Raw genomic sequence first — 20,562 nt, 5'->3', positions numbered from 1 at the left:
TATCCACTCAAACCGTGAACGCACACGCCGAACGACTCCCATTAGTAGCGAAGCGAGCTGACGCGTTCATAGGCTCGGGCGCATGGAACGCGTTCATGTTGACCTCGACGGGCCGCCCCAGACCATGCTCGCGACGCTCTACGCGAAGGCGCTGGACGCCGACGCCGCGAAGCCGATCCTGGGCGACGTCTACGCGAAAGCCGCTGTGGCGCGGATCGATTACGACTGGGCGAAGACCACGATCACGCCACGGCGGGCGCCGTCGGTGGCGGTCCGGACGTTGCAGTTCGACAACTGGACGCGCCAGTTCCTGGCCGCCCACGAGGAAGCGACGGTGCTGCACGTCGGGTGCGGCCTGGACGCCCGCGTGGATCGGATCGACCCCGGCCCGAACGTGCAGTGGTATGACATCGACTACCCCGACGTCGTCAAGCTGCGCGAGCAGGTCTACCGGGACCGGCCCTACTACCGGCTGATCCCGGCGTCGGTGACCGACCCGTCGTGGCTCGCCGCGATTCCGTCGGACCGGCCCGCGCTGTTCCTCGGCGAGGGGCTGACCATGTACCTGACCAAGGACGACGGACTCGCCCTGTTGCGGCGCGTGGTGGACCGCTTCCCGTCCGGGGAACTGCAGTTCGATTCGTTCAACACGTTCGGCGTTCGCACGCAGGTGATCAACAGCGTGGTCCGGCGCTCGGGGTCGACGCTGCACTGGGCGATCGACTCGCCGGCCGACATCCTCGACGCCGTCCCCGGCACGCGGGTGCTGGCCTGGCAACCGGTGTTCGACAGCGACACCTACCACCTGGTGTCGCCCGCGATGCGTGTTTTGGGCAGGCTGATGGGCGCGGTGCCGGGCCTGCGCACCATGGCGCAGTACCACCGCTACGGCTTCTGACGGGAATGCCGGTGGGTGGTTGGCGTTGAACCTCCCATGAGCCATCCCGAAATCAAAGAGCCCAGCGCCGGACATCCGATCACGATCGAACCGACCGGGGGGCGGGTGCAGGTGCGTGTGAACGGCGAGCTGATCGCGGACAGCACCGCCGCGCTGCAGCTACAGGAAGCGACTTTGCCTGTGGTGCAGTACATTCCGTTGGCCGATGTGGTCCAAGACCGGCTGACCCGCACCGATACCAGCACGTATTGCCCGTTCAAGGGTGACGCCAGCTACTACAGCGTGACCACCACGGCCGGCGACACCGTCGACGACGTGATCTGGACCTACGAGCAGCCCTATCCCGCGGTGGCGGCGATCGCGGGCCACGTCGCGTTCTACCCCAACAAGGCCGAAATCAGCGTCCTGCCAGGCTAGGGAAGGCCTCGTCGAACGCCCGGGTATCGCTGTACTCGCGCATCGACACGATCAACCCGTCGCGGGTCTCGAAGATGCAGACAAACGGCGTTTCGTACTGCACGCCATCGGCGGTCGTGCCGTCGACTTGAGCCTCCACCACCGCCGTCTCGCCGTCGTTGATGCAGCGCACCAGCTCGATGTTGACCTCGGCGATGCTTTTGCGGGCGTCGATCGCGCGCCGGAACGTTTCCCGGTCGAAGCAGACGCGGGTGATGATGCTCCAGTAGGTGAAGTCGTCGCTGAGCAGCGTGAAGCCCTCGTCGACGTCTCCGCCTTCGCACAGACACTGCATGAACATCCAGGCGAGCTCCGCCTGCGGGTCATCGAACGGCGTCGTCACATCGCAATATTGTCTGGGGTGACTGATGCCGGTCAATCGAAACGGAGCTTTGGGTGGGATGTGAGCGTACGGTGACGTTCCCCGGGGCGGTCAGCTTCGGGCACACGTTGGCGCCGCTGCGTCGCGGGCCCCGGGACCCGTGCTTCCAGCTGTCCGGCGACGGCGCGATCTGGCGGACCAGCCTGCTGACCAGCGGACCCGTGTCGGCGCGGATCACCCGCGCGGCGCCCGACGCCGCCCGCTGCCAGGCGTGGGGCGACGGCGCCGACGAGTTCGTCGAGACGCTGCCCGCCCTGCTGGGCGCCGACGACGATCGGTCCGGCTTCGTGCCGCGCGACCCCGTCGTCGCGGCCGCGCACCAGCGGGTTCCGCATTTTCGGCTCGGGCGCACCGGGCGGGTGCTCGAAGCGCTCATCCCGGCGATCATCGAGCAGCGGGTGCCGGGCGCCGATGCCTTCCGGTCCTGGCGCGTCCTGGTGACCAGGTACGGGACGGCGGCGCCCGGGCCGGCGCCCGCCGTGATGCGGGTGCCGCCGTCGGCCGAGGACTGGCGACGCATCCCGTCCTGGGAGTTTCACCGCGCCAACGTCGACCCGCGGCGCGCGCAGGCGGTGGTGAGTTCCGCGCGACGGGCGGCGTCACTGGAACGGTTGGTGTCGCAGGCCGCGGAGGGGGCGCGTGCCGCGCTGCAGTCGCTGCCGGGAATCGGCGTCTGGACCGCCGCCGAGACCGCGCAACGGGCGTTCGGCGATGCCGATGCGGTGTCGGTGGGCGACTACCACATCCCGAAGATGATCGGCTGGACGCTGCTCGGCCGCCCGGTCGACGACGCCGGGATGCTCGAACTGCTGGAACCGATGCGCCCGCACCGCCACCGCGTGGTCCGGCTGCTGGAGGTCAGCGGGTTGGCCCGGGAGCCGCGCCGCGGGGCCCGGTTGCCGGTGCAGCACATCAGTCGGCTTTAGGGCACCCCACCTGCGTGTTGATTACCGATCACGCCTTCGGGTACACGTCACGAATGACCCAGTTCACGATTCCCGGATTGACCGACAAACAGGGCGCGCGGCTCGCCGAGCTGTTGCAGAAGCAACTGAGCACCTACAACGACCTGCATCTGACGCTCAAGCACATTCACTGGAATGTGGTGGGGCCCAACTTCATCGGTGTGCACGAGATGATCGACCCGCAAGTCGACGCGGTGCGCGTCTTCGCCGACGACGTCGCCGAACGCATTGCGGCGCTGGGCGCCTCGCCGAAGGGAACCCCGAACGCGATCATCGAGGACCGCACCTGGGACGACTACTCCGTCGGACGCGACACCGTCCAGGCGCACCTGGCCGCGCTGGACCTCGTCTACAACGGCGTCATCGAAGACATCCGCGCGGCCATCGACGAGACCGACGAACTCGACCAGGTGACGCAGGACCTGCTGATCGGTCAGGCGGGGCAGCTGGAGAAGTTCCAGTGGTTCGTCCGGGCGCACCTGGAAAGCGCCGGCGGGAAGCTGACACACGAGGGCAAGTCCACCGAGAAGAGTGCGGCAAGCAGCGCGCGGCGCAAGACCAAATAGTCAGCAAGCCCCGGTGGGATCCCCGGCATCGTCGGCGTCGACCGGGGCAAGGATGTTGATCCGGTCGCCCGCGGCGAGCTGCACGCCCGCATCGGCGTTGACCAACCGTCGGCGGTGGATGATCGATACCGGGATGTAGCCGGTCGGCCAGTCGAGGTCGCTGACGCGGCAGCCGACCGCGGTGGAGTCCGGCGTCAGCGTGCGTTCCACGATCTGGTATCCGGCGATCCGGCCGTGCGCTTCGCGGATTTCCGGCGCCTCCTCGGCGCGTTTCTGGTCGGCGGACAGATACTTCCGGACCGCGCGCATCACGTCCTGATTGGTCAGCCAGCCCTTGACCTCTCGTGCGGTGTTGTCGATGACCGGGAGTCCGTCCCGTCCGTGCACGACGAGTTCGCGCAGACCCTGGGATAGGCTGTCGCCGGCAAACAACCCTTGCGCCTCACGGGTGCGGGTGACCGGTCCGAACAGGGCATTCCAGTCCCGCTGCAGGTGCACAGCGTGTCGGCTGACGGCGAGCGGGTCGGCAAATGGGTGCATGGCGTCGGCGGCGGTCAATTCGGTGAACGCGTCGGTGGTGCTGGGACGGTCGATGTCGATGCCGCGGCGAAGCAGCTTGGTTGTATAGATCGTGCCGTAGGACAGCGCCCGCGACACCGTGGTGGCGATCGCCACCGCCAGCATCACCGGCAGGGTCAGGGTGAAGTCCCCGGTCATCTCGACCGTGCTGGCGAGCGCGGTCAGCGGGGCGCGTGCGGCGGAGGCGAACACCGCGCCCATGCCGACGATCGCGTAGAGCGCCGGTTCCCCCGCGGCCGGGCCGATGAGGTGGGTGACGCACACGCCGAAGGCCATGCCGGAGGTGGCCCCCACGAACAGCGAAGGCGCGAACACGCCCCCCGAGCCGCCGATTCCGATCGTCAGGCCGCACGCGAGCATCTTCCCGGCGGCCAACAGCAGCAGCAGCCACAGCGCGTAGTGGCCCGCGAACGCGGCGTACATCACGGGGTATCCGACGCCGTAGAGTTGCGGCACCGCCAGCAGCAGCAGGCCGAGCACGATTCCGCCCACGGCCGGCCGCGCCCATTCCGGGCGCCGGCCCCAGAGGCGGTCGCACACATCCTCCGTCCGGTACAGGATGGTCTTGAACAGAATTCCGATCCCGCCGGCGATCGCCGCGAGCAGGGCCACCAGCAGGTAATTGGCGATGTGGTTGAGCTCGATGCCCGCGGGCAGCTGCGTGAGAAAGGGGGCCGAGCCGAGGAAGACGCGGGAGATCACGTCGGCGACCATCGCCGAGAGCATCACGGTGAAGACCGCCTCGACCGACAGTTCGCGCAGGATCAGCTCCACGGCGAAGAACACCGCGGTGATAGGCGCGTTGAAGGTCGCCGAGATGCCGCCGGCCGCGCCGCAGGCGACCAAGAGGCGCAACCGACTCTCCGGCAGCCGCATCCACTGCCCCAGGCCCGACGCCAGCGCGGCACCGATCTGCACGATGGGACCCTCACGGCCCACCGAGCCGCCGCTACCGATGCACAGCGCGGAGGCGAACGCTTTGACAACGGTCACCTGGGGACGGATGCGACCGCCGTTCTCGGCGACGGCGATCATCACTTCCGGTACGCCGTGACCTCGTGCCTCGCGTCCGAACCGGGCGATCAACGGCCCGTACAGCAAACCGCCGATGACGGGGATGACCACGAAGAACCCGACTCCGAGCCAGGGCAGGTGGTCGCTGCCTTTCCAGCCTTGCTGGCCGAATTCGGTATGGCCGGTGGCCAACCAGGTGAAGCCGTAGATCAGGTAGCGGAACCCCACCGCTCCCAGCCCGGCGGCGAAACCGACGACGATTGTGAGGACGAACAGTCCGAAGCCATTCGCGCGCAACCACACCACCGAGCGCCGGATCGCATCCGTCAGGGCCCGCGGCCGATGAGGCGTGTCTGTAGCTGCTTCTTGCCTCACCATGCGCCGACATCCTTTCCGTGGCGGGCGTCGCCGTCGTCGGCCCGCCGACCTTCTCAGGATCGGGCATGGCGTGGCCCGCCGCTACCCAACAGCAAATGTTGCCGCGCAAAACGGTCGCTGGGGGTGCCTCGCTGCCCTCGGCGGGATCGCACCGGAATAAACGGACTCCGGTCCGGTTATATGGGTAGTTCTAGTAGAGAGAGGTGGCAATGCCTGCAATTACCGCAAACGCACTCACCCTGCAGAAGGTGAGCGCCCCTGGTCCCGCCGACACCGAGCGTCCCGTCCGGACCATCACCACCGGCCCACGCGGCTATGAGGGCGAGGGCTTCCCGGTGGTACGCGCCTTCGCCGGGGTCAGCGCCGCGGCCCTCGACCCGTTCGTGCACATGGACCAGATGGGTGAGGTCGACTACGAGCCCGGCGAGCCGCGGGGCACGGACTGGCATCCACACCGTGGCTTCGAGACCGTCACCTACATGATCGACGGCAAGTTCGCGCACCAGGACTCCCACGGCGGCGGCGGCCTGATCACCGATGGCGCCACGCAGTGGATGACGGCCGGTTCGGGCATTCTGCACATCGAGACCCCGCCCGCCGAGCTGGTGGAAAGCGGCGGCCTGTTCCACGGCGTGCAGCTCTGGGTCAACCTGCCGCGCCGCGACAAGTTCGCAACCCCGCGCTATCAGGCGATCGAGGGCGGCGACGTCACGCTGCTCTCCTCCGACGACGGCGGGGCGCTGGTCCGCGTCATCGCGGGCGAGCTCGACGGCCACCGCGGCCCAGGCGTCACGCACACGCCGATCACCCTTGTGCACGCAACCATCGAGGGCGGCGCGCGGCTCAACATGCCCTGGCGGCGCGACTTCAATGCGCTGGTCTACGTGCTGGCCGGACGCGGAACCGTCGGCCCGGTCGGACACCCGGTGCACCGGGGGCAGCTGACCGTCCTCGGGCCCGGCGACCGCATCACCATCGCGGCCGACCAGGTCCAGGACGCCGGCCGCACGGGCATCGACGTGCTGGTGCTAGGCGGCCAGCCGATCCGGGAGCCGGTGTTCCACTACGGGCCCTTCGTGATGAATTCGCGCAACGAGGTGATCGAGGCGTTGGAGGACTATCAGGCCGGTAAGTTCGGGCATGTCCCGCCAAATGCCCTGGTACCACACCGTGGGGGTGGCACACTTTAGGGATGGCGCCTACGGCAAGTCGCCGGCCGGGTCGTCCGCCTGCTGCCAAGGCGGACGAAACGCGTAAGCGCATTGTGGATGCGGCCCGTCAAGTGTTCAGCGAGTTCGGCTATGACGGCGCGACTTTCCAGGCCATCGCGCTGCGGTCCGACCTCACCCGGCCGGCCATCAATCACTACTTCGCGAACAAGCGCGTGCTCTATCGCGAAGTGGTGGACCAGGCCATCGAACTCGTTGTCACGGCCGGCATCGACCGCGCCCGCGGCGAGTCCAGCGCCACGGGCAAGCTGGGGGCCTTCCTCGAGGTGTCCCTGCAGGCCGAAAACGAAAACCCGTCGATGTCGGCCTTCCTGGTCACCGCCGTCATGGAATCGCAGCGGCACCCGGAGCTGACCCGCCCGGGCAGCGACCCGGTGCGCATCAGCCGGGAGTTCCTGGCGTGGACTGTCAACGACGCGGTCGACCGGGGTGAACTGCCCCCCGGCACGGACGTGTCGGTCCTGGTCGAGACGCTGCTGCTGGTGCTGTGCGGCGTCGGCTTCTACGCCGGGTACATCCGCGGCTACCAGGAGATGGAAGCCATCACCGGCACGCTGCAGCAGCTGCTGGCGGGCCAGCTCTGGCACGCCGGGGGCTGACGGCCGCAAGCGCATCAGACTAAGCACATAGTTTGCCTAACTTATTCGGGTAACATGTCGGGCAATGACTGAACTCGACGGCTTGCCCCCGCTCGTGCCCTCGCGCCGGTCCGCCGGCGACACGTGGGCCATCACCGAAAGCGTCGGCGCCACCGCGCTGGCGGTCGCGGCGTCCCGCGCGGTGGAAACCGCGGGGCCCGATCCTCTGATCCGCGACGACTTCGCCGCAATTCTCGTGTCCGCCGCCGGCGGCGCCTGGCCGCGGTTGGCCGACGTGAACATCGCCTGGCTCGACGACGACCCGCGCGGGCAGCGCATCCACCGGGCCGGGTGCGACTACCAGGCGGTCCGCACGCACTTCTTCGACCAGTACTTCCGCGGCGCGGCCGCGTCCGGCGTGCGCCAGGCGGTGATCCTCGCGGCCGGGCTGGACTCTCGCGCCTACCGCCTGGACTGGCCGTCGGGCACCACCGTCTACGAGATCGACCAGCCGCAGGTGCTGGAGTACAAGCAAGCCGTCCTGGAAGCGCATGGCGCGGTGCCCGCGGCGAAGCGTCGGGCCGTAGCCGTGGACCTGCGCGACGACTGGCCCGCCGCGCTCTCGGCGGCCGGATTCGATCGCAGCCAACCCACGGCGTGGCTCGCCGAAGGTCTGCTCGCCTACCTGCCCGCCGACGCCCAGGACCGGCTTTTCGAGATGTGCACCGGCCTGAGCGCGCCGGGCAGCGAGTTCGCCGTCGAGGCGTTCACGATGAACACCCGCGCGAACACCCAACGCTGGAATCGCATGCGCGACAGGCTCGGCCTGGACGTCAACGTCGAGGCCCTGACGTACCACGAGCCGGACCGGTCCGACGCCGTCCAGTGGCTGGCCGAGCACGGCTGGCAGGTGCAAGGCGTGCCCAACCACGAGGAGATGGCCCGACTGGGCCGGCCCGTACCCGAAGACTTGGTCGACGAGGCCGTTCGCACCACGCTGGTGCGGGCGCGTCTGGCCCGTCCAACCGATTAACCCTGATACCCGAAAGGCCGGAGCATTCGATGAGCTCATTGCGCACCCACGACGACACCTGGGACATCAAGTCCAGCGTCGGCACCACGGCGGTCATGGTCGCCGCCGCGCGGGCGGTGGAAACCGAGCGGCCCGACGCCTTGATCCGCGACCCGTACGCCAAGCTGCTGGTCACCAACGCCGGTGCCGGGGTGTTGTGGGAGGCCATGCTCGACCCCGACGTGGCGGCCAAGGTGGAGGCCATCGACGCCGAATCCGCGGCGCACCTGCAGCACATGCGCAATTACCAGGCGGTGCGGACGAACTTCTTCGACACCTACTTCAACGACGCCGTCGCCGACGGGATCCGGCAGGTGGTGATCCTGGCATCGGGCCTGGACTCGCGCGCGTACCGGCTGGACTGGCCGGCCGGCACCACCGTCTACGAGATCGACCAGCCGCAGGTGCTGGCGTACAAGTCCGCCACGCTGGCGGAAAACGGCGTGACCGCAGCGGTCGATCGCCGGGAAGTGGCCATCGACCTGCGTCAGGATTGGCCCGCCGCGTTGCGGGCCGCCGGCTTCGACCCGAGCGCGCGGACCGCCTGGCTGGCCGAGGGGCTGCTGATGTACCTGCCCGCCGAGGCGCAGGACCGGCTGTTCACCCAGATCGGCGAGCTGAGCCCGGCCGGGAGCCGGGTCTCGGCCGAGACCGCGCCCGCGCACGCCGACGAGCGACGGCAGCAGATGCGCGAACGGTTCAAGAAGGTGGCCGACCAGATCGGCCTCGAGCAGAGCATCGACGTCGGGGAACTGATGTACCGCGACGATCACCGGGCCGACGTCACGACCTGGCTCAACGACCACGGCTGGCGGGCACGCGGACAGCGCTCGCCCGACGAGATGCGCCGGCTGGACCGCTGGGTTGAGAGTGTCCCGCTGGCCGACGACGACGACGCGTTCTCCGACTTTGTGATTGCGGAGCGCTTGTAATGGCCCGCACCGCGGACGATTCCTGGGACATTGCGACCAGCGTCGGGGCGACCGCGGTGATGGTGGCGATGGCCCGTGCGCGTGAGACGGCCAGTGCCGATCCGCTGATCAGCGACCCGTTCGCCGGTCCGCTGGTGTCCACGCCCGAGCTGGCCGGGGTCCGCGAACAGGTGGATGCGTGGTGGACCCCCGACCCCGACGACGAGGCCGACCCCAACCTGGCCGTCGACGCCCAGAACATGATCGACTACCAGGCCGTGCGCACCCGCTTCTTCGACGCGTATTTCGCCGAGGCGTCCGAGGCGGGCATCCGGCAGGCGGTGATCCTGGCCGCCGGGCTGGACTCGCGCGCCTACCGGCTGGCCTGGCCGGACGCCACCGTCGTCTACGAACTCGACCTGCCCAAGGTGCTCGAGTACAAGGCGCAGACGCTCGCCCGGCACGGCGCCACCCCGATCGCGGACCTGCGCGCGGTGGCCATCGACCTGCGCCACGACTGGCCGCGGGCGCTGCGCGACGCCGGCTTCGACCCGGCGCGCCCCACGGCCTGGCTGGCCGAGGGGTTGCTGCCGTTTCTGCCGGGGCCGGCCCAGGAAGCCATGTTCGTCGCGATCGACGACCTCAGCGGACGGGGCAGCCGGGCGGCGGTGGAGATCTTCGGCGTCGACGAAACCCGGCGCGAGGAAGCCGAGAAGATGTGGGCGGAGCTGAAGGCCAAGCGGGCGGCCCGCGGCGCGGACACGTCGTTCAGCCCGTTCGACCTCTGGTACGACGACCTGGGTCGCCCCGACCCGGCCGAGTGGTTTGCCGCCCACGGCTGGGCCACCGAAACGGTGCATGCCCGCGACGAACTCGTGCGGCTGGGCCGTCGGCCACAGTCCGACGAGCGACCGTTCGCCAACCGGTTCATCGTCGCGAACAAGCCCTGAGTCGGATCTTTCCTACTCCTCTCCCAACCACTTGGTTAGGATCGCGGTTATCGCCTAATTTGTGCCGCGCCGAGAAGGGAAGACATCCATGACGACCGAATCGGTTGCCCCGAAGACTGAAGAAGCCGCCGACAACGGTGAGTCGCAACCCAGTGAGGTCGCCGCGACGGTGGCCCGCCTCCGCAAAACCTTCGCCAGCGGGCGCACCCGCAGCCTGGACTGGCGCAAGCAGCAGTTGCTGCAACTGGCGAAGCTGATGGAGGAGAACGAGGACGCGATCACCAAGGCGCTCGCCGAGGACTTGGACCGCAACCCCGTCGAGGCGTTCATCGCCGACGTCGCAGGAACCATCAACGAAGCGAAGTACGCGGCCAAGAAGCTGCGCCGGTGGACCCGTCGCAAGTACCTGCTGCTCGAGATGCCACAACTGCCCGGCCGCGGGTGGATCGAGTACGAGCCCTACGGCACGGTGCTGATCATCGGCGCCTGGAACTACCCGTTCTACCTCACGCTGGGACCGGCGGTCGGTGCGATCGCCGCCGGCAACGCCGTCATCCTCAAGCCGTCGGAAATCGCGGCGGCATCCTCGCGGCTGATGGCCGAGCTGGTGCCCAAGTATCTCGACCGCGATGCGATCGCGGTGGTCGAGGGCGACGGCATGGTGAGCCAGGAGCTGATCGCCCAGGGCCTGGACCGCGTCATGTTCACCGGTGGCACGGAGATCGGCCGCAAGGTCTACGAGGGTGCCTCCAAGCACCTGACCCCGGTCACCCTCGAGCTCGGCGGCAAGAGCCCGGTGGTGGTGGCGGCCGACGGCGACATCGACGTCGCGGCCAAGCGGATCGCCTGGATCAAGATCATGAACGCCGGCCAGACCTGTGTCGCGCCCGACTACGTGCTGGCCGACGCGAGCATCCGCGACGAACTCGTCGACAAGATCGGCGCCGCGATCAGCAAGTTCCGGGCCAACGAAGACCAGAGCGGAATGCGCATCGTCAACGAGCGCCAGTTCAAGCGGCTCAGCGACTACATTTCCGCGGCGGAGGCCGACGACAAAGCGAAGGTCGCGGTCGGCGGCCAGTGCGACGCGTCGAGCCTGCGGATCCAGCCGACCGTCGTCGTCGACCCCGACCCGGAGGGGCCGCTGATGCAGAACGAGATCTTCGGCCCGATCCTGCCCGTGCTCACCGTCAAGAACCTCGACGACGCGATCAACTTCATCAACGCGCGGCCCAAGCCGCTGTCGGCGTACCTGTTCACCAAGGCGAAGGACACCCGCGAGAAGTTCATCAAGAAGGTGTCGGCCGGCGGCATGCTGGTCAACCATCTCGCGTTCCAGGTGTCCACGGCCAAGCTGCCGTTCGGCGGAGTCGGCGCCTCGGGTATGGGTGCCTACCACGGCAAGTTCGGGTTCGACGAGTTCAGCCACCGCAAGTCGGTGCTGACCAAGCCCACCCGGCCCGACTTCTCGAGCGTCATCTATCCGCCGTACACCGAGCGGGCCTTCAAGCTGGCCCGCCGGCTGTTCTGATTTAGTGTTGCCCCCGAACCGCCAGTCGCAGAAAGGAACCTGATGCCAGGAGTGCAGGATCGCGTCATCGTCGTCACCGGAGCCGGGGGAGGTCTGGGCCGTGACTACGCCCGGACCCTCGCCGCCGAAGGTGCCAGCGTCGTCGTCAACGACCTCGGTGGGTCGCGCGACGGTACTGGCGCCGGACACAACATGGCCGACGAGGTCGTCAACGAGATCCGCGAGGCGGGCGGCCGGGCGGTGGCCAACTACGACAGCGTTGCCGAGGCCGACGGCGCGGCCAACATCATCAAGACCGCGATCGACGAGTTCGGGGCCGTGCACGGTGTGGTGAGCAACGCCGGCATCCTGCGCGACGGCACCTTCCACAAGATGTCGTTCGAGAACTGGGACGCGGTGCTCAAGGTGCACCTCTACGGCGGGTACAACGTGATCCGGGCGGCGTGGCCGCACTTCCGCGAGCAGAGCTACGGCCGCGTCATCGTCGCGACGTCCACCAGTGGGCTGTTCGGCAACTTCGGCCAGGCCAACTACGGCGCCGCCAAGCTCGGCCTGGTCGGGTTGATCAACACGCTGGCCCAGGAGGGCGCGAAGTACAACATCCACTCCAACGCGGTGGCCCCCATCGCGGCGACGCGGATGACCCAGGACATCCTGCCGCCCGAGGTGTTCGAGAAGCTCACGCCGGAGTACGTCGCCCCGGTGGTCGGCTACCTGTCCAGCGAGGAGTGCCCCGACAACGGCTCGGTGTTCATCGTCGGCGGCGGCAAGGTGCAGCGCGTGGCGCTGTTCCAGAACTCCGGCGCGAACTTCGACAAGCCACCCACGGTGGCCGACATCGCTGACCACTGGGCTGAGATCACCGACCTCTCGGAGGCGCAAAAAGCCAACTTCAGCTTGTAGGACGCATGAAAGCTTGTGTCGTACAGGAGCTTTCCGGCCCATCGGGCATGGTGTACACCGATATCGACGATGTTGCCGGCAACGATGACGTCGTCGTTATCGATGTGCGCGCGGCCGGTGTCTGCTTTCCCGACCTGCTGCTGACCAAGGGCGAGTACCAGCTGAAGTTGCCGCCGCCGTTCGTGCCCGGCATGGAAACCGCGGGTGTGGTGCGTTCCGCGCCGCCCGAATCGGACTTTCGTGTCGGCGAACGGGTTTCGGCGTTCGGGATCCTTGGCTGCTACGCGGAGCAGGTGGCGGCCCCGATGTCCAACGTGATCCGCAGCCCGGCCGAACTCGACGACGCCCAAGCGGTGTCGTTGTTGGTCAACTACAACACCATGTACTTCGCCCTGGCCCGGCGCGCATCGATGCGGCCGGGTGACACGGTGCTTGTACTCGGTGCCGGCGGCGGGGTCGGTACCGCCGCCGTCCAGGTCGCCAAGGCGATGGGCGCCAGCCGGGTGATCGCCGTGACGCACCGGGACACCGCGACCGACTACGTCGCGTCGCTGGGCGCCGACGACGTGCTGGTGCTCGCCGACGGCTGGGCGCAGCAGGTGCGCGACCTCACCGGCGGCCGCGGCGTCGACATCGTGGTCGACCCCATCGGCGGCCCGACGTTCGACGACGCGATCCGGGTGCTGGCCATCGACGGCAAGCTCCTGGTGATCGGCTTCGCCGCGGGCAGCATTCCCACCGTCAAGGTCAACCGCCTGCTGCTGCGCAACGTCGGCGTGCTGGGCGTCGCGTGGGGCGAGTACCTGAACAAGGTGCCCGGCTCCGCGGAGCTGTTCTCCTGGGGCCTGAACCAGCTGGTGTCGCTGGGCCTGAAACCACCACCGCCGCAGCGCTTCCCGTTGTCGGAAGGTCAGGCGGCGCTGCAGTGCCTGGCCGACGGCGGGGTGCTCGGCAAGCTGGTCCTGGAGCCCTGAGGCTAGATCGCCGCGCCCAGCCCGGGAGCCGGCGGCGTCTTGCCAGTGATGTCGTAGTAGATCGCCGTGGCGGCGTGCTCGAGGACGCGGAACTCGAACCCGCCCAGCAGCACCACCGCCGCGGTGTCGGCGGCCAGCGGGGCGCCGAGCGCGTACGTCAGGCCGCCGGTGATGTCGCCGCCCAGCATCATCTCGACCCCGTCCAGGAACAGGTTGACGTCGTAGGACGGTAGGGCGGTCACCAGGCCGTTCGCGATGTCGGCGGTCGGGAGCAGTGTCGCGTAGGCGTCCGCGACCGACGACGACAGCGCATCGGTGAATCGGGTGTTCGCCGCCTGCAGGGCCGCGATGAAGCTCTGCGGCGAGGACAGCGCCCCGGAGACGGTCGTCAGGCCCGCCGACAGGTTGTTGGACACGTTGGTCGCGAGCTGCGTCAGGGGTGCCAGCGTGACGTCCGGCGGAGTCGTGAACAGGGTGCTCAGGTCGTGCGAGAAGTCGTGGATCCCCTGCTGGGTGCCGGCCTGCAGCGCGGCCAGGATCTCCTGCTGCGGCACGTGCGGGAACACCCCGAACGGGGTCTGCACGTTCGCCGGGCTCGTCGAGTAGCCGTGGTCGACGCTGCCGTAGCCGAGGTTGACGATGACCTTCAGGTCGGGCGTCACCAGGTCCGCGATCGGATTGCCGACGATCGGGATGTAGCGGACGTAATCGGTCAGTGGGAACTTGCCGGTGTCGATGATGTGGTAGTTGGTCAGCGAACCGCCGTTGTCCAACACGATGGCGTCGGAAATCTGCGTCGGGGTCATGTAGGGGTACTTGCCGTGCAGCTCGATGATGCCCAGGAACGCGTTCAGGTCTGACACGACGTTGATCGGGTAGCGCGGGAAGTCGGCGAAGCCGTCGTACTGGATCGAGTAGATGTCCGTCGGGAACGAGTTGTCCGGCGTCGCGAGGCCGAAGGTCAGGCCCAGGCTCGGGATATTCAGGCCGGGGAACCGGGCCAGCAGGCCGCCGTTCGGGTTGCTGGGGTCGCCGAGCAGCGTGAAATGCAGGTTCGCGCCTTCGGGCAGCCCCGTAATGGCGCCCGGCATATTGGTCGGGTTGAACATCTGCATCACCATCGACGAGATGGTGGAGCTCTGCGAGTAGCCCAGGACGTTGACGGTGAACGGGTTCGCCAGGCTCGTGTTGGCGGGGAACTGTTGCAGGATGGCGTCGTGCAGGATCTGGGCACCCCGGGCCGACGACACGTCCAGCGTCAGGTCCTTGACGCCGGTGAGCGGATACAGCCCCTCGGGCGTCGGCAGACCGATCTTGATGCCCGTCGTGCCCGAGAAGTACAGCGGCAGGAGTTCCTGCACGTATTTGTCGGACGGGATCGGGTAGCCGCTGGCGCCCATGATCAGGCTGATGGTGCGGGCGGGGTCCGACAGCGCCGTGACGAGCGGGGCCGCGGTTCCGGCGCCGACGGACCCGGCGCTGACCGCGCCGCCGCCCAGCGCATTCCGGGCCGCGGCCGCGGCATTGGCGATCTCCGTTTCGACGTAGGCGAAACCGCTGGCGGCCAGCACCCGGGCGAACTCGGCTTGCAGCGCCGACATGTGCTCCAGGACGGCCTGGCCCTCAACCGCATAGGCGCTGAACAGCTTGGCGCAGGCCGCGGAGACTTCATCGGCGGCGGCCGCCGCCAGACCGGTCGTCGGGCCCGCCGCGGCCGCCTTGGCCGACGCTATCGCCGCACGGATTTCCCCCAGGTCCGCCGCGGCCGCCGCCATGAGATCCGGGTGCGCAATCAAAGTGGTCATCTGGCCGGCCTTTCCAGTGGTGAGGGACTGCTAGACCATCGCTAGAGCGCACTCGTGATCGCGTCGACGCTGTTCAGCACGACGACGAGCTGGAAACCGCCCGCGAGGGTCAGCAGCGCCGCATCGGCCGCAATCGGCGCGACGAGCGCGTACTGCAATCCGCCGAGCACGTCGCCGTCGAACGCCTGCTGGATCCCGCTCAGGAACAGGTTGATGTCGTAGGCCGGCAGCGTGGTCGCCACGGCATTGGCGATGTCGATCGTGGGCTGAATGAGTTCCGTGGCCGCCGTCCCCACGCCCGTGATCGTGTTGCTCACGTTGGTGGTCGCCGTCTGCAGGCCCGTGATGATGGTGTCGACGGGGCTGGCGGCCAGGGTGGTCAGGAACGTCTGCGTCGCCGCTCCGCCCGTTTGGACCGCCGAGCTCACCGAGTGTGCGAAGTTCGTCGACGCGTCGGCCAGCGAGAAGCTGGACGCCTGGGCGGTGATGTCGGCGACGAACGCGTTGCCGCCCTGCTGGGCTCCGGTGATCAGCTGCTGGGCGAGAAGGGCCTGGTCGTAGTGCGGGAAGAGCCCGAAATAGGTCTGCTCATTCGCCGGTGACGTCGAGTAGCCGTAGTTGGGGTCGCCGTAGCCCAGGTTGACGATGGCCGTCAGATCCGGTTTGAGCAGATCCGCGATCGGGTTCCCGATCACCGGGATCGCGCGCAGCGGCGCCAGCAGCGGGATCTCGTTGCCGGTGATCATGTAGTAGTTGGTGTTCACCGCGTGTGTGGTGCCGCCGACGTAGTCGGTCGATCCCGGCAACAAGACGAGGTTCTGGGGCGGGATCGTGCTCGGATCGACCGTCGGATAGGTGCCGTGCACCGTCTCGATGCCCAGGAAGGCGTTGAGGTCCGAGATGATGTTGATCGGGTACTTCGGGAAGTCGGCGTATCCGTCGTATTGGAGCGTGTAGTTGTCGGTGTGGTACGGCGTGCCCTCGGGTGTCGCGCCGTAGAAGGTGATGCCCAGGCTCTTGAGTTCCAGCGGGTGGCCCGCCGGAAAACCCGGGAAGCGGGACAGCAGGCCGCCGTTGGGGGTCATCTGATTGCCCATCAGGATGAAGCTCAGATCGCCCGGCGCCGGGGCATTGGGTCCCAGGGCCGCGAGCTTGTCCATTTCCAGCGACGCGATGATGGCGCTCTGCGACAGCCCGACGACGACGACCTTGTTGCCGGAGCCGGGCAGGAGCAGCCCGTGCTGGCCTTCGCCGCCGCCCACCAGGGTGTTGTTGAGAATCGTGACGCCCTGGGACACCGAGTCGTTGAGCGTCAGGGTCTTGGCGCCGGTGAACGGGTACAGGCCCTCCGGGGTGAACAGCTCCGACGGGATGTAGGTCGGGAAGAGAGGCTTGACGTAGTTGTTGAAGACGTTCGTCACGTAGCCGGGGCTGTCGGAGGGGATCGGCAGCCCGCTGCCGCCGATGATCAGTGCGATGTCCTTGTTCGTGATCAGCGGCAGCCCGGCCCCGGGCAGGTCGGCCGCGGTGATGTTGGTGACCGGGGAGGCTGCACTGAGCGCGCCGCCGCCGAACAGGCGTCCCAGCGCGCCGGAGATCGCGGCGGCGTTGGCGGCCTCGGCGTCGACGTAGGCGTGCCCGGCGGAGGCCAGCGCCGCGGTGAACTGCTTGGGGAACTCCGTCGCCTGATGAACTCCCGCCTGCAACTCCCTGGCGTACTCCTCGAACATCGCGGCGATGGCCCGCGACACGCCGTCGCGGCCCGCCGCGGGCAGGCCGGTCGTGGATCCCGCGGCGGCGGAATTGGCCGCGCCGATCGCCGCCCGAATATTTGCCACATTCTCGGCGGCCGTGGCCAACAGTTGCGGCTCTATCACCAAGCTCGTCATGGCCGTGTCCCTTCACCCCGCGGAGGCGCCGGCGAACAAGGCGTGGCTGTGCACGACGCCGGCACTTCGCCAGCTTAGGACGGGCTTGTTAGCTTGTCTGCGTTTTCGGCGAGTTTTGTTGGTATCTTCTGTGAATCCGTGAGTAAGGCACGAAACGCATTGCGGCTCAGACTATTACAGGATCGCTATGACGCCTTCCGTCAGGAAGACCGCTTCGAAGCCGCCGCCGAGCGTGAGCAGTGCCGCGTCCGCGGCAATCGGAGCTACGAATGCGTATTGCAGCCCGCCGAGGACGTCACCGTCGAACGCCTGCTGGATTCCGCTGAGGAACAGGTTGATGTCATAGGTCGGCAGCGTGGTCACGGCGGCGTTCGCGTAATCGATGGTGGGCCCGATGAGTTGGGCGGCCGACGCGCCCACATTGGTGACGCCGGTGAGGATCGTGTCGACGGGGACGGTCGACAGCGAGAAGCTGGATGCCTGGGCGCGGATGTCGCTGACGAAGGCCGCGCCGCCCTGCTGGGCGCCGGTGAGCAGGTCCTGGGCGATGAGGGCGGGGCTCACGTGCGGGAACAGCCCGAACGTGGTCTGCACATTCGCGGGCGAGGTCGAGTAACCGTAGGCCGGGTCGCCGTAACCCAAGTTGACGATCGTCCGTAGATCCGGCTCGATCAGGTCCGCGATCGGATTTCCGATGACCGGGATTGCGCGCAGCGGCGCCGTCAGCGGCAGCCCGTTTCCGGTGATCATGTAGTAGTTGGTGTTCTGGGCCTGCTCGGTGCCGCCGACGTAGTCGGTCGATCCGGACAGCAACACCAGGCGGCTCGGGTCGATGGTGCTCGGATCGGTGGCCGGGTAGTGCCCGTGGATCGTCTCTAAGCCCAGGAAGGCGTTGAGGTCCGATAGCAGGTTGATCGGGTAGCGCGGAAAGTCGGCGTAGCCGTCGTACTCGAGCGTGTAGTTGTCGGTGTGGTACGGCGTGTCGGGCGTCGCGCCGTAGAACGTGACGCCGAGACTCTTGAACTGCAACGGGGTCCCGTCCGGGAAACCCGGAAAGCGGGCCAGCAGGCCGCCATTGGGGGACATCAGGTTACCCAGCAGGACGAAGCGCAGGTCATCGGGTGAAGGCCGCGTCGCGTCGGGCATCGCCATGAGCTTGTTCATTTCCAGCGAAGCAATCACTGAGCCCTGCGACAAGCCGAGGACCACGACCTTGTTGCCGGATCCGGGCACGAGCAACCCATGCTGTCCCTCGCCGCTGCCGACCAGCGTGTTGTTCAGGATCGTGACGCCCTGGGCCACCGAGTCGTCGAGGGTCAACGTCTTGACACCGGTGTGCAGGTAGAAGCCTTCCGGGGTGAACAGCTCCGACGCGATGAAATTCGCGAAGTTGGGATTGGGCGCGATGTAGTGATTGAAGACGTTCGTCACATAGCCCGGCAGGTCTGAAGGTATCGGCAGCCCACTGCTACCCAGGATCAAAGCGATCTTCGAGTTCGTGATCAGCGAGGTCCCATCCGTCTCGGCCGCGGCGTAGGCCTGCCCGGCCGCCGCCAGCGCCCGGGTGAACTCCGCATGCAACGCCGAGGCCTGCCTGATGGCGGCGTGATACTCCGCGGCGTAGCCATTGAAGAGCTTCGCGGTGACCGCCGAGACCTCGTCACCGGCCGCCGCGAGCAAGTGGGTCGTCCGGCTGGCCGCGGCCGACTGGGCCGCGCTGATCGCCGATCGAATTTCGGCTACGTCGGCGGCAGCAGACGCAATCGAGTCGGGTCGGGCAGTCAAGCGCGTCATCGCGGCACTAGGGGATGAGGCTCGTGAAGTCCTTGACGATCGAGGCGGCCGCGGCGGTGAGGACCAGGGCTTCGAAGCCCCCCACGAGGGTCAGCAATGCCAAATCGGCGGCGATCGGGTAGCCGATCGCATTGATCAGGCCGGCGGGATTCCCCCCGAGCACCTGCAGGATGCCGTCCAGGAACAGGTTGACGTCGTAGGACGGAATGGAGGTGAGCAGGGCGGTCGCGATGTCCGCGGTCGGCAGCAGCGTCGCGTAAGCCGTCGCGGCGGCGCTGGAGACGGCGTTGGTGATGTTCGTGTTCGCCTGTTGCAGCGCCGCGATGATGCTCGGGATCGAGCCCGGGGCGAGCAGCGTGCCAAGCGACGGCAACACGTCCGGGAGGTTGGGCAGCGCGATGCCGTGAGACAGGATGTTTGCGATGTCGCTGGCGAACGCCTGGGTGCCCTGCTGGGCGCCGACGGCCAGGGCCTCGGCGATGACGCCCGGGGGAACATGCGGGAACAGGCCGAACTGGGTGGGCTCGTTCGCGTAGGTCGTCGACCAGCCGTGATAGGGATCGCCGTAGCCGAGGTTGACGAGCACCTTCATGTCCGGCTGGATCAGGTCGATGATCGGCTGACCGATGACCGGTATCGCCTTCAGCGGCGCCAGCAACGGTAGGTCGGGGTGCTGAATCATGTAGTAGTTGGTGTTGCCGGTGTAGGTCGGGCTCGTCTCCAGGTGCACGAGCTGACCGGGCGGCAGCGTCGTCGGATCGACGCTCGGGTAGGTCGGATGCACAAAGACGATGCCGGCAAACGCGTTGAGGTCTGCCAGAAGGTTGATCGGGTAGCGCGGGAAGTCGGCGAAGCCGTCGTATTCGATCGAGTAGATGCTGGTCGGCCAGGGCGTGTCCGCGGGCGTCGCGCCGTAGAAATTCAGGCCCAGACTCGGCATCGTCAGCCCGGGGAAGCGCGCGAACAGACCACCGTTGGGGTTCATCGGGTCACCCATGAGCACGAAGCCGAGTTGGGTTCCCGACGGCTGCATGGCCGGTGGCAGCGTCAGGATGTGCCGCATCTCCAGGGAGGAGATCATGGCGCTCTGCGAGATGGCCACGACGAGCGTGTTGTTTCCCAGCGTGATCTGGCCCTGCGGCCCGAAGAGCGCGTTGTCCAGGATCTGGACGCCCTGCGACACCGACGCGACGAGCGGGAGGCTCTTGATGCCGGTGAGGGGGTAGAGCTGCTCCGGAGTGACCAACGGAAGCTTGTTCAGCACGTTGTATTCCCCGGCCGGGACGTACTTCAGCATGGCATCGACGAAGGCCGGCTTTGGGATCGGGTTTCCGGTGCCGCTGAGGACTATCGCGTTGACGTTGGTCGCCGCTGCCGGTGCCGCGTTCAGAGTCTTGGCGGCCGCCGTCTCGGCATCCGAGTAGGCGGCCGCGGCGGCGGCGAGCGCCCGGTTGAATTCGCCGTGAAACTGCGCGGCGAGCGAGGTAACGGACTGGTAGGCCCGGCCGTATTCACCGAACAGCTGCGCGATCACCGTCGACACCTCGTCCGCGGCCGCGGCCGCCAGACCGGATGTGGGACCGGCGACCGCCCGGTGCGCGGCATCGAGGGCCAAGCCGATGCCGTCGACATCGGCCACGGCCGCGGCGACGATCCCCGGATCCACGCTCAGGTACGACATGGCGACT

18 protein-coding genes are annotated in these 20,562 nt (G+C 67.8%); 12 read left to right on the top strand and 6 right to left on the bottom strand.

Going from position 1 to position 20,562, the window contains the following annotated elements; all coding sequences use genetic code 11:
• The first annotated feature begins 82 nt into the window (after positions 1 to 82).
• Together AC5Y5V_RS17450 and AC5Y5V_RS17445 are read left to right on the top strand one after the other, a co-directional pair.
• Positions 83 to 898 (top strand): class I SAM-dependent methyltransferase, encoded by an 816-nt coding sequence (locus AC5Y5V_RS17450; RefSeq protein WP_499937693.1) that lies wholly within the window; start codon positions 83 to 85, stop codon positions 896 to 898.
• 36 nt (positions 899 to 934) lie between these two features.
• Entirely contained in the window at positions 935 to 1,315 is a 381-nt protein-coding gene (locus AC5Y5V_RS17445) for a DUF427 domain-containing protein (RefSeq protein WP_499937691.1), read from the top strand.
• Here the strand turns inward: AC5Y5V_RS17445 and AC5Y5V_RS17440 are convergent.
• The gene (locus AC5Y5V_RS17440) at positions 1,296 to 1,655 is read right to left on the bottom strand and encodes a nuclear transport factor 2 family protein (RefSeq protein WP_499937726.1); all 360 of its coding nucleotides are present in this window, start codon (positions 1,653 to 1,655) and stop codon (positions 1,296 to 1,298) included. The two genes, AC5Y5V_RS17445 and AC5Y5V_RS17440, sit on opposite strands and share 20 nt — an antisense overlap.
• A 95-nt stretch (positions 1,656 to 1,750) precedes the next feature.
• Here AC5Y5V_RS17440 and AC5Y5V_RS17435 point away from each other — a divergent pair, with 95 nt between their 5' ends.
• Both AC5Y5V_RS17435 and AC5Y5V_RS17430 read left to right on the top strand, forming a co-directional pair.
• Positions 1,751 to 2,662: a DNA-3-methyladenine glycosylase family protein gene (locus AC5Y5V_RS17435; RefSeq protein ID WP_499937689.1), complete on the top strand. Its 912-nt coding sequence runs from the start codon at positions 1,751 to 1,753 to the stop codon at positions 2,660 to 2,662.
• Between the two features lie 53 nt (positions 2,663 to 2,715).
• Positions 2,716 to 3,267 (top strand): Dps family protein, encoded by a 552-nt coding sequence (locus AC5Y5V_RS17430; RefSeq protein WP_499937686.1) that lies wholly within the window; start codon positions 2,716 to 2,718, stop codon positions 3,265 to 3,267.
• Here the strand turns inward: AC5Y5V_RS17430 and AC5Y5V_RS17425 are convergent, their stop codons facing one another.
• Positions 3,268 to 5,238: a chloride channel protein gene (locus AC5Y5V_RS17425; RefSeq protein WP_499937683.1), complete on the bottom strand. Its 1,971-nt coding sequence runs from the start codon at positions 5,236 to 5,238 to the stop codon at positions 3,268 to 3,270.
• Positions 5,239 to 5,447: 209 nt separating this feature from the next.
• Between AC5Y5V_RS17425 and AC5Y5V_RS17420 the strand changes: the two genes are divergently transcribed.
• The 8 genes from AC5Y5V_RS17420 to AC5Y5V_RS17385 all read left to right on the top strand — a co-directional run bounded on the left by AC5Y5V_RS17420 (position 5,448) and on the right by AC5Y5V_RS17385 (position 13,386).
• Positions 5,448 to 6,428 carry a pirin family protein gene (locus tag AC5Y5V_RS17420; RefSeq protein ID WP_499937681.1) on the top strand — a complete coding sequence of 327 codons (981 nt, stop codon included), beginning with the start codon at positions 5,448 to 5,450 and terminating at the stop codon, positions 6,426 to 6,428.
• A 2-nt stretch (positions 6,429 to 6,430) separates the two neighbouring features.
• Positions 6,431 to 7,066 (top strand): TetR/AcrR family transcriptional regulator, encoded by a 636-nt coding sequence (locus tag AC5Y5V_RS17415; RefSeq protein ID WP_499937679.1) that lies wholly within the window; start codon positions 6,431 to 6,433, stop codon positions 7,064 to 7,066.
• Positions 7,067 to 7,130: 64 nt separating this feature from the next.
• A complete protein-coding gene (locus AC5Y5V_RS17410; RefSeq protein ID WP_499937677.1) occupies positions 7,131 to 8,078 on the top strand; it encodes a class I SAM-dependent methyltransferase in 948 nt (315 codons plus the stop codon).
• 38 nt (positions 8,079 to 8,116) lie between these two features.
• Complete coding sequence (locus tag AC5Y5V_RS17405; RefSeq protein ID WP_499937724.1) at positions 8,117 to 9,049, top strand: class I SAM-dependent methyltransferase; 933 nt, start codon at positions 8,117 to 8,119, stop codon at positions 9,047 to 9,049.
• Positions 9,049 to 9,978 carry an SAM-dependent methyltransferase gene (locus AC5Y5V_RS17400; protein ID WP_499937675.1) on the top strand — a complete coding sequence of 310 codons (930 nt, stop codon included), beginning with the start codon at positions 9,049 to 9,051 and terminating at the stop codon, positions 9,976 to 9,978. The genes AC5Y5V_RS17405 and AC5Y5V_RS17400 overlap by 1 nt, the downstream gene beginning before the upstream one ends.
• An 88-nt stretch (positions 9,979 to 10,066) precedes the next feature.
• The gene (locus AC5Y5V_RS17395) at positions 10,067 to 11,509 is read left to right on the top strand and encodes an aldehyde dehydrogenase family protein (protein ID WP_499937673.1); all 1,443 of its coding nucleotides are present in this window, start codon (positions 10,067 to 10,069) and stop codon (positions 11,507 to 11,509) included.
• Positions 11,510 to 11,551: 42 nt separating this feature from the next.
• The gene (locus AC5Y5V_RS17390; RefSeq protein ID WP_499937671.1) at positions 11,552 to 12,412 is read left to right on the top strand and encodes an SDR family oxidoreductase; all 861 of its coding nucleotides are present in this window, start codon (positions 11,552 to 11,554) and stop codon (positions 12,410 to 12,412) included.
• 5 nt (positions 12,413 to 12,417) lie between these two features.
• Positions 12,418 to 13,386 (top strand): NADPH:quinone oxidoreductase family protein, encoded by a 969-nt coding sequence (locus AC5Y5V_RS17385; RefSeq protein WP_499937669.1) that lies wholly within the window; start codon positions 12,418 to 12,420, stop codon positions 13,384 to 13,386.
• Between the two features lie 2 nt (positions 13,387 to 13,388).
• Here the strand turns inward: AC5Y5V_RS17385 and AC5Y5V_RS17380 are convergent, their stop codons facing one another.
• The 4 genes from AC5Y5V_RS17380 to AC5Y5V_RS17365 all read right to left on the bottom strand — a co-directional run bounded on the left by AC5Y5V_RS17380 (position 13,389) and on the right by AC5Y5V_RS17365 (position 20,555).
• Positions 13,389 to 15,191, bottom strand: coding sequence for a PE-PPE domain-containing protein (locus AC5Y5V_RS17380; RefSeq protein WP_499937667.1), 1,803 nt, complete (start codon positions 15,189 to 15,191; stop codon positions 13,389 to 13,391).
• Positions 15,192 to 15,232: 41 nt separating this feature from the next.
• Positions 15,233 to 17,080 carry a PE family protein gene (locus AC5Y5V_RS17375; protein WP_499937665.1) on the bottom strand — a complete coding sequence of 616 codons (1,848 nt, stop codon included), beginning with the start codon at positions 17,078 to 17,080 and terminating at the stop codon, positions 15,233 to 15,235.
• 174 nt (positions 17,081 to 17,254) lie between these two features.
• Positions 17,255 to 18,874 (bottom strand): PE family protein, encoded by a 1,620-nt coding sequence (locus tag AC5Y5V_RS17370; RefSeq protein WP_499937663.1) that lies wholly within the window; start codon positions 18,872 to 18,874, stop codon positions 17,255 to 17,257.
• Between the two features lie 7 nt (positions 18,875 to 18,881).
• A complete protein-coding gene (locus AC5Y5V_RS17365) occupies positions 18,882 to 20,555 on the bottom strand; it encodes a PE family protein (protein ID WP_499937661.1) in 1,674 nt (557 codons plus the stop codon).
• Between the last annotated feature and the right edge of the window lie 7 nt (positions 20,556 to 20,562).

The sequence above is a fragment of the Mycobacterium sp. NGS68 genome, assembly GCF_059812195.1.
This window is presented reverse-complemented; position numbering and strand designations above follow the sequence as displayed.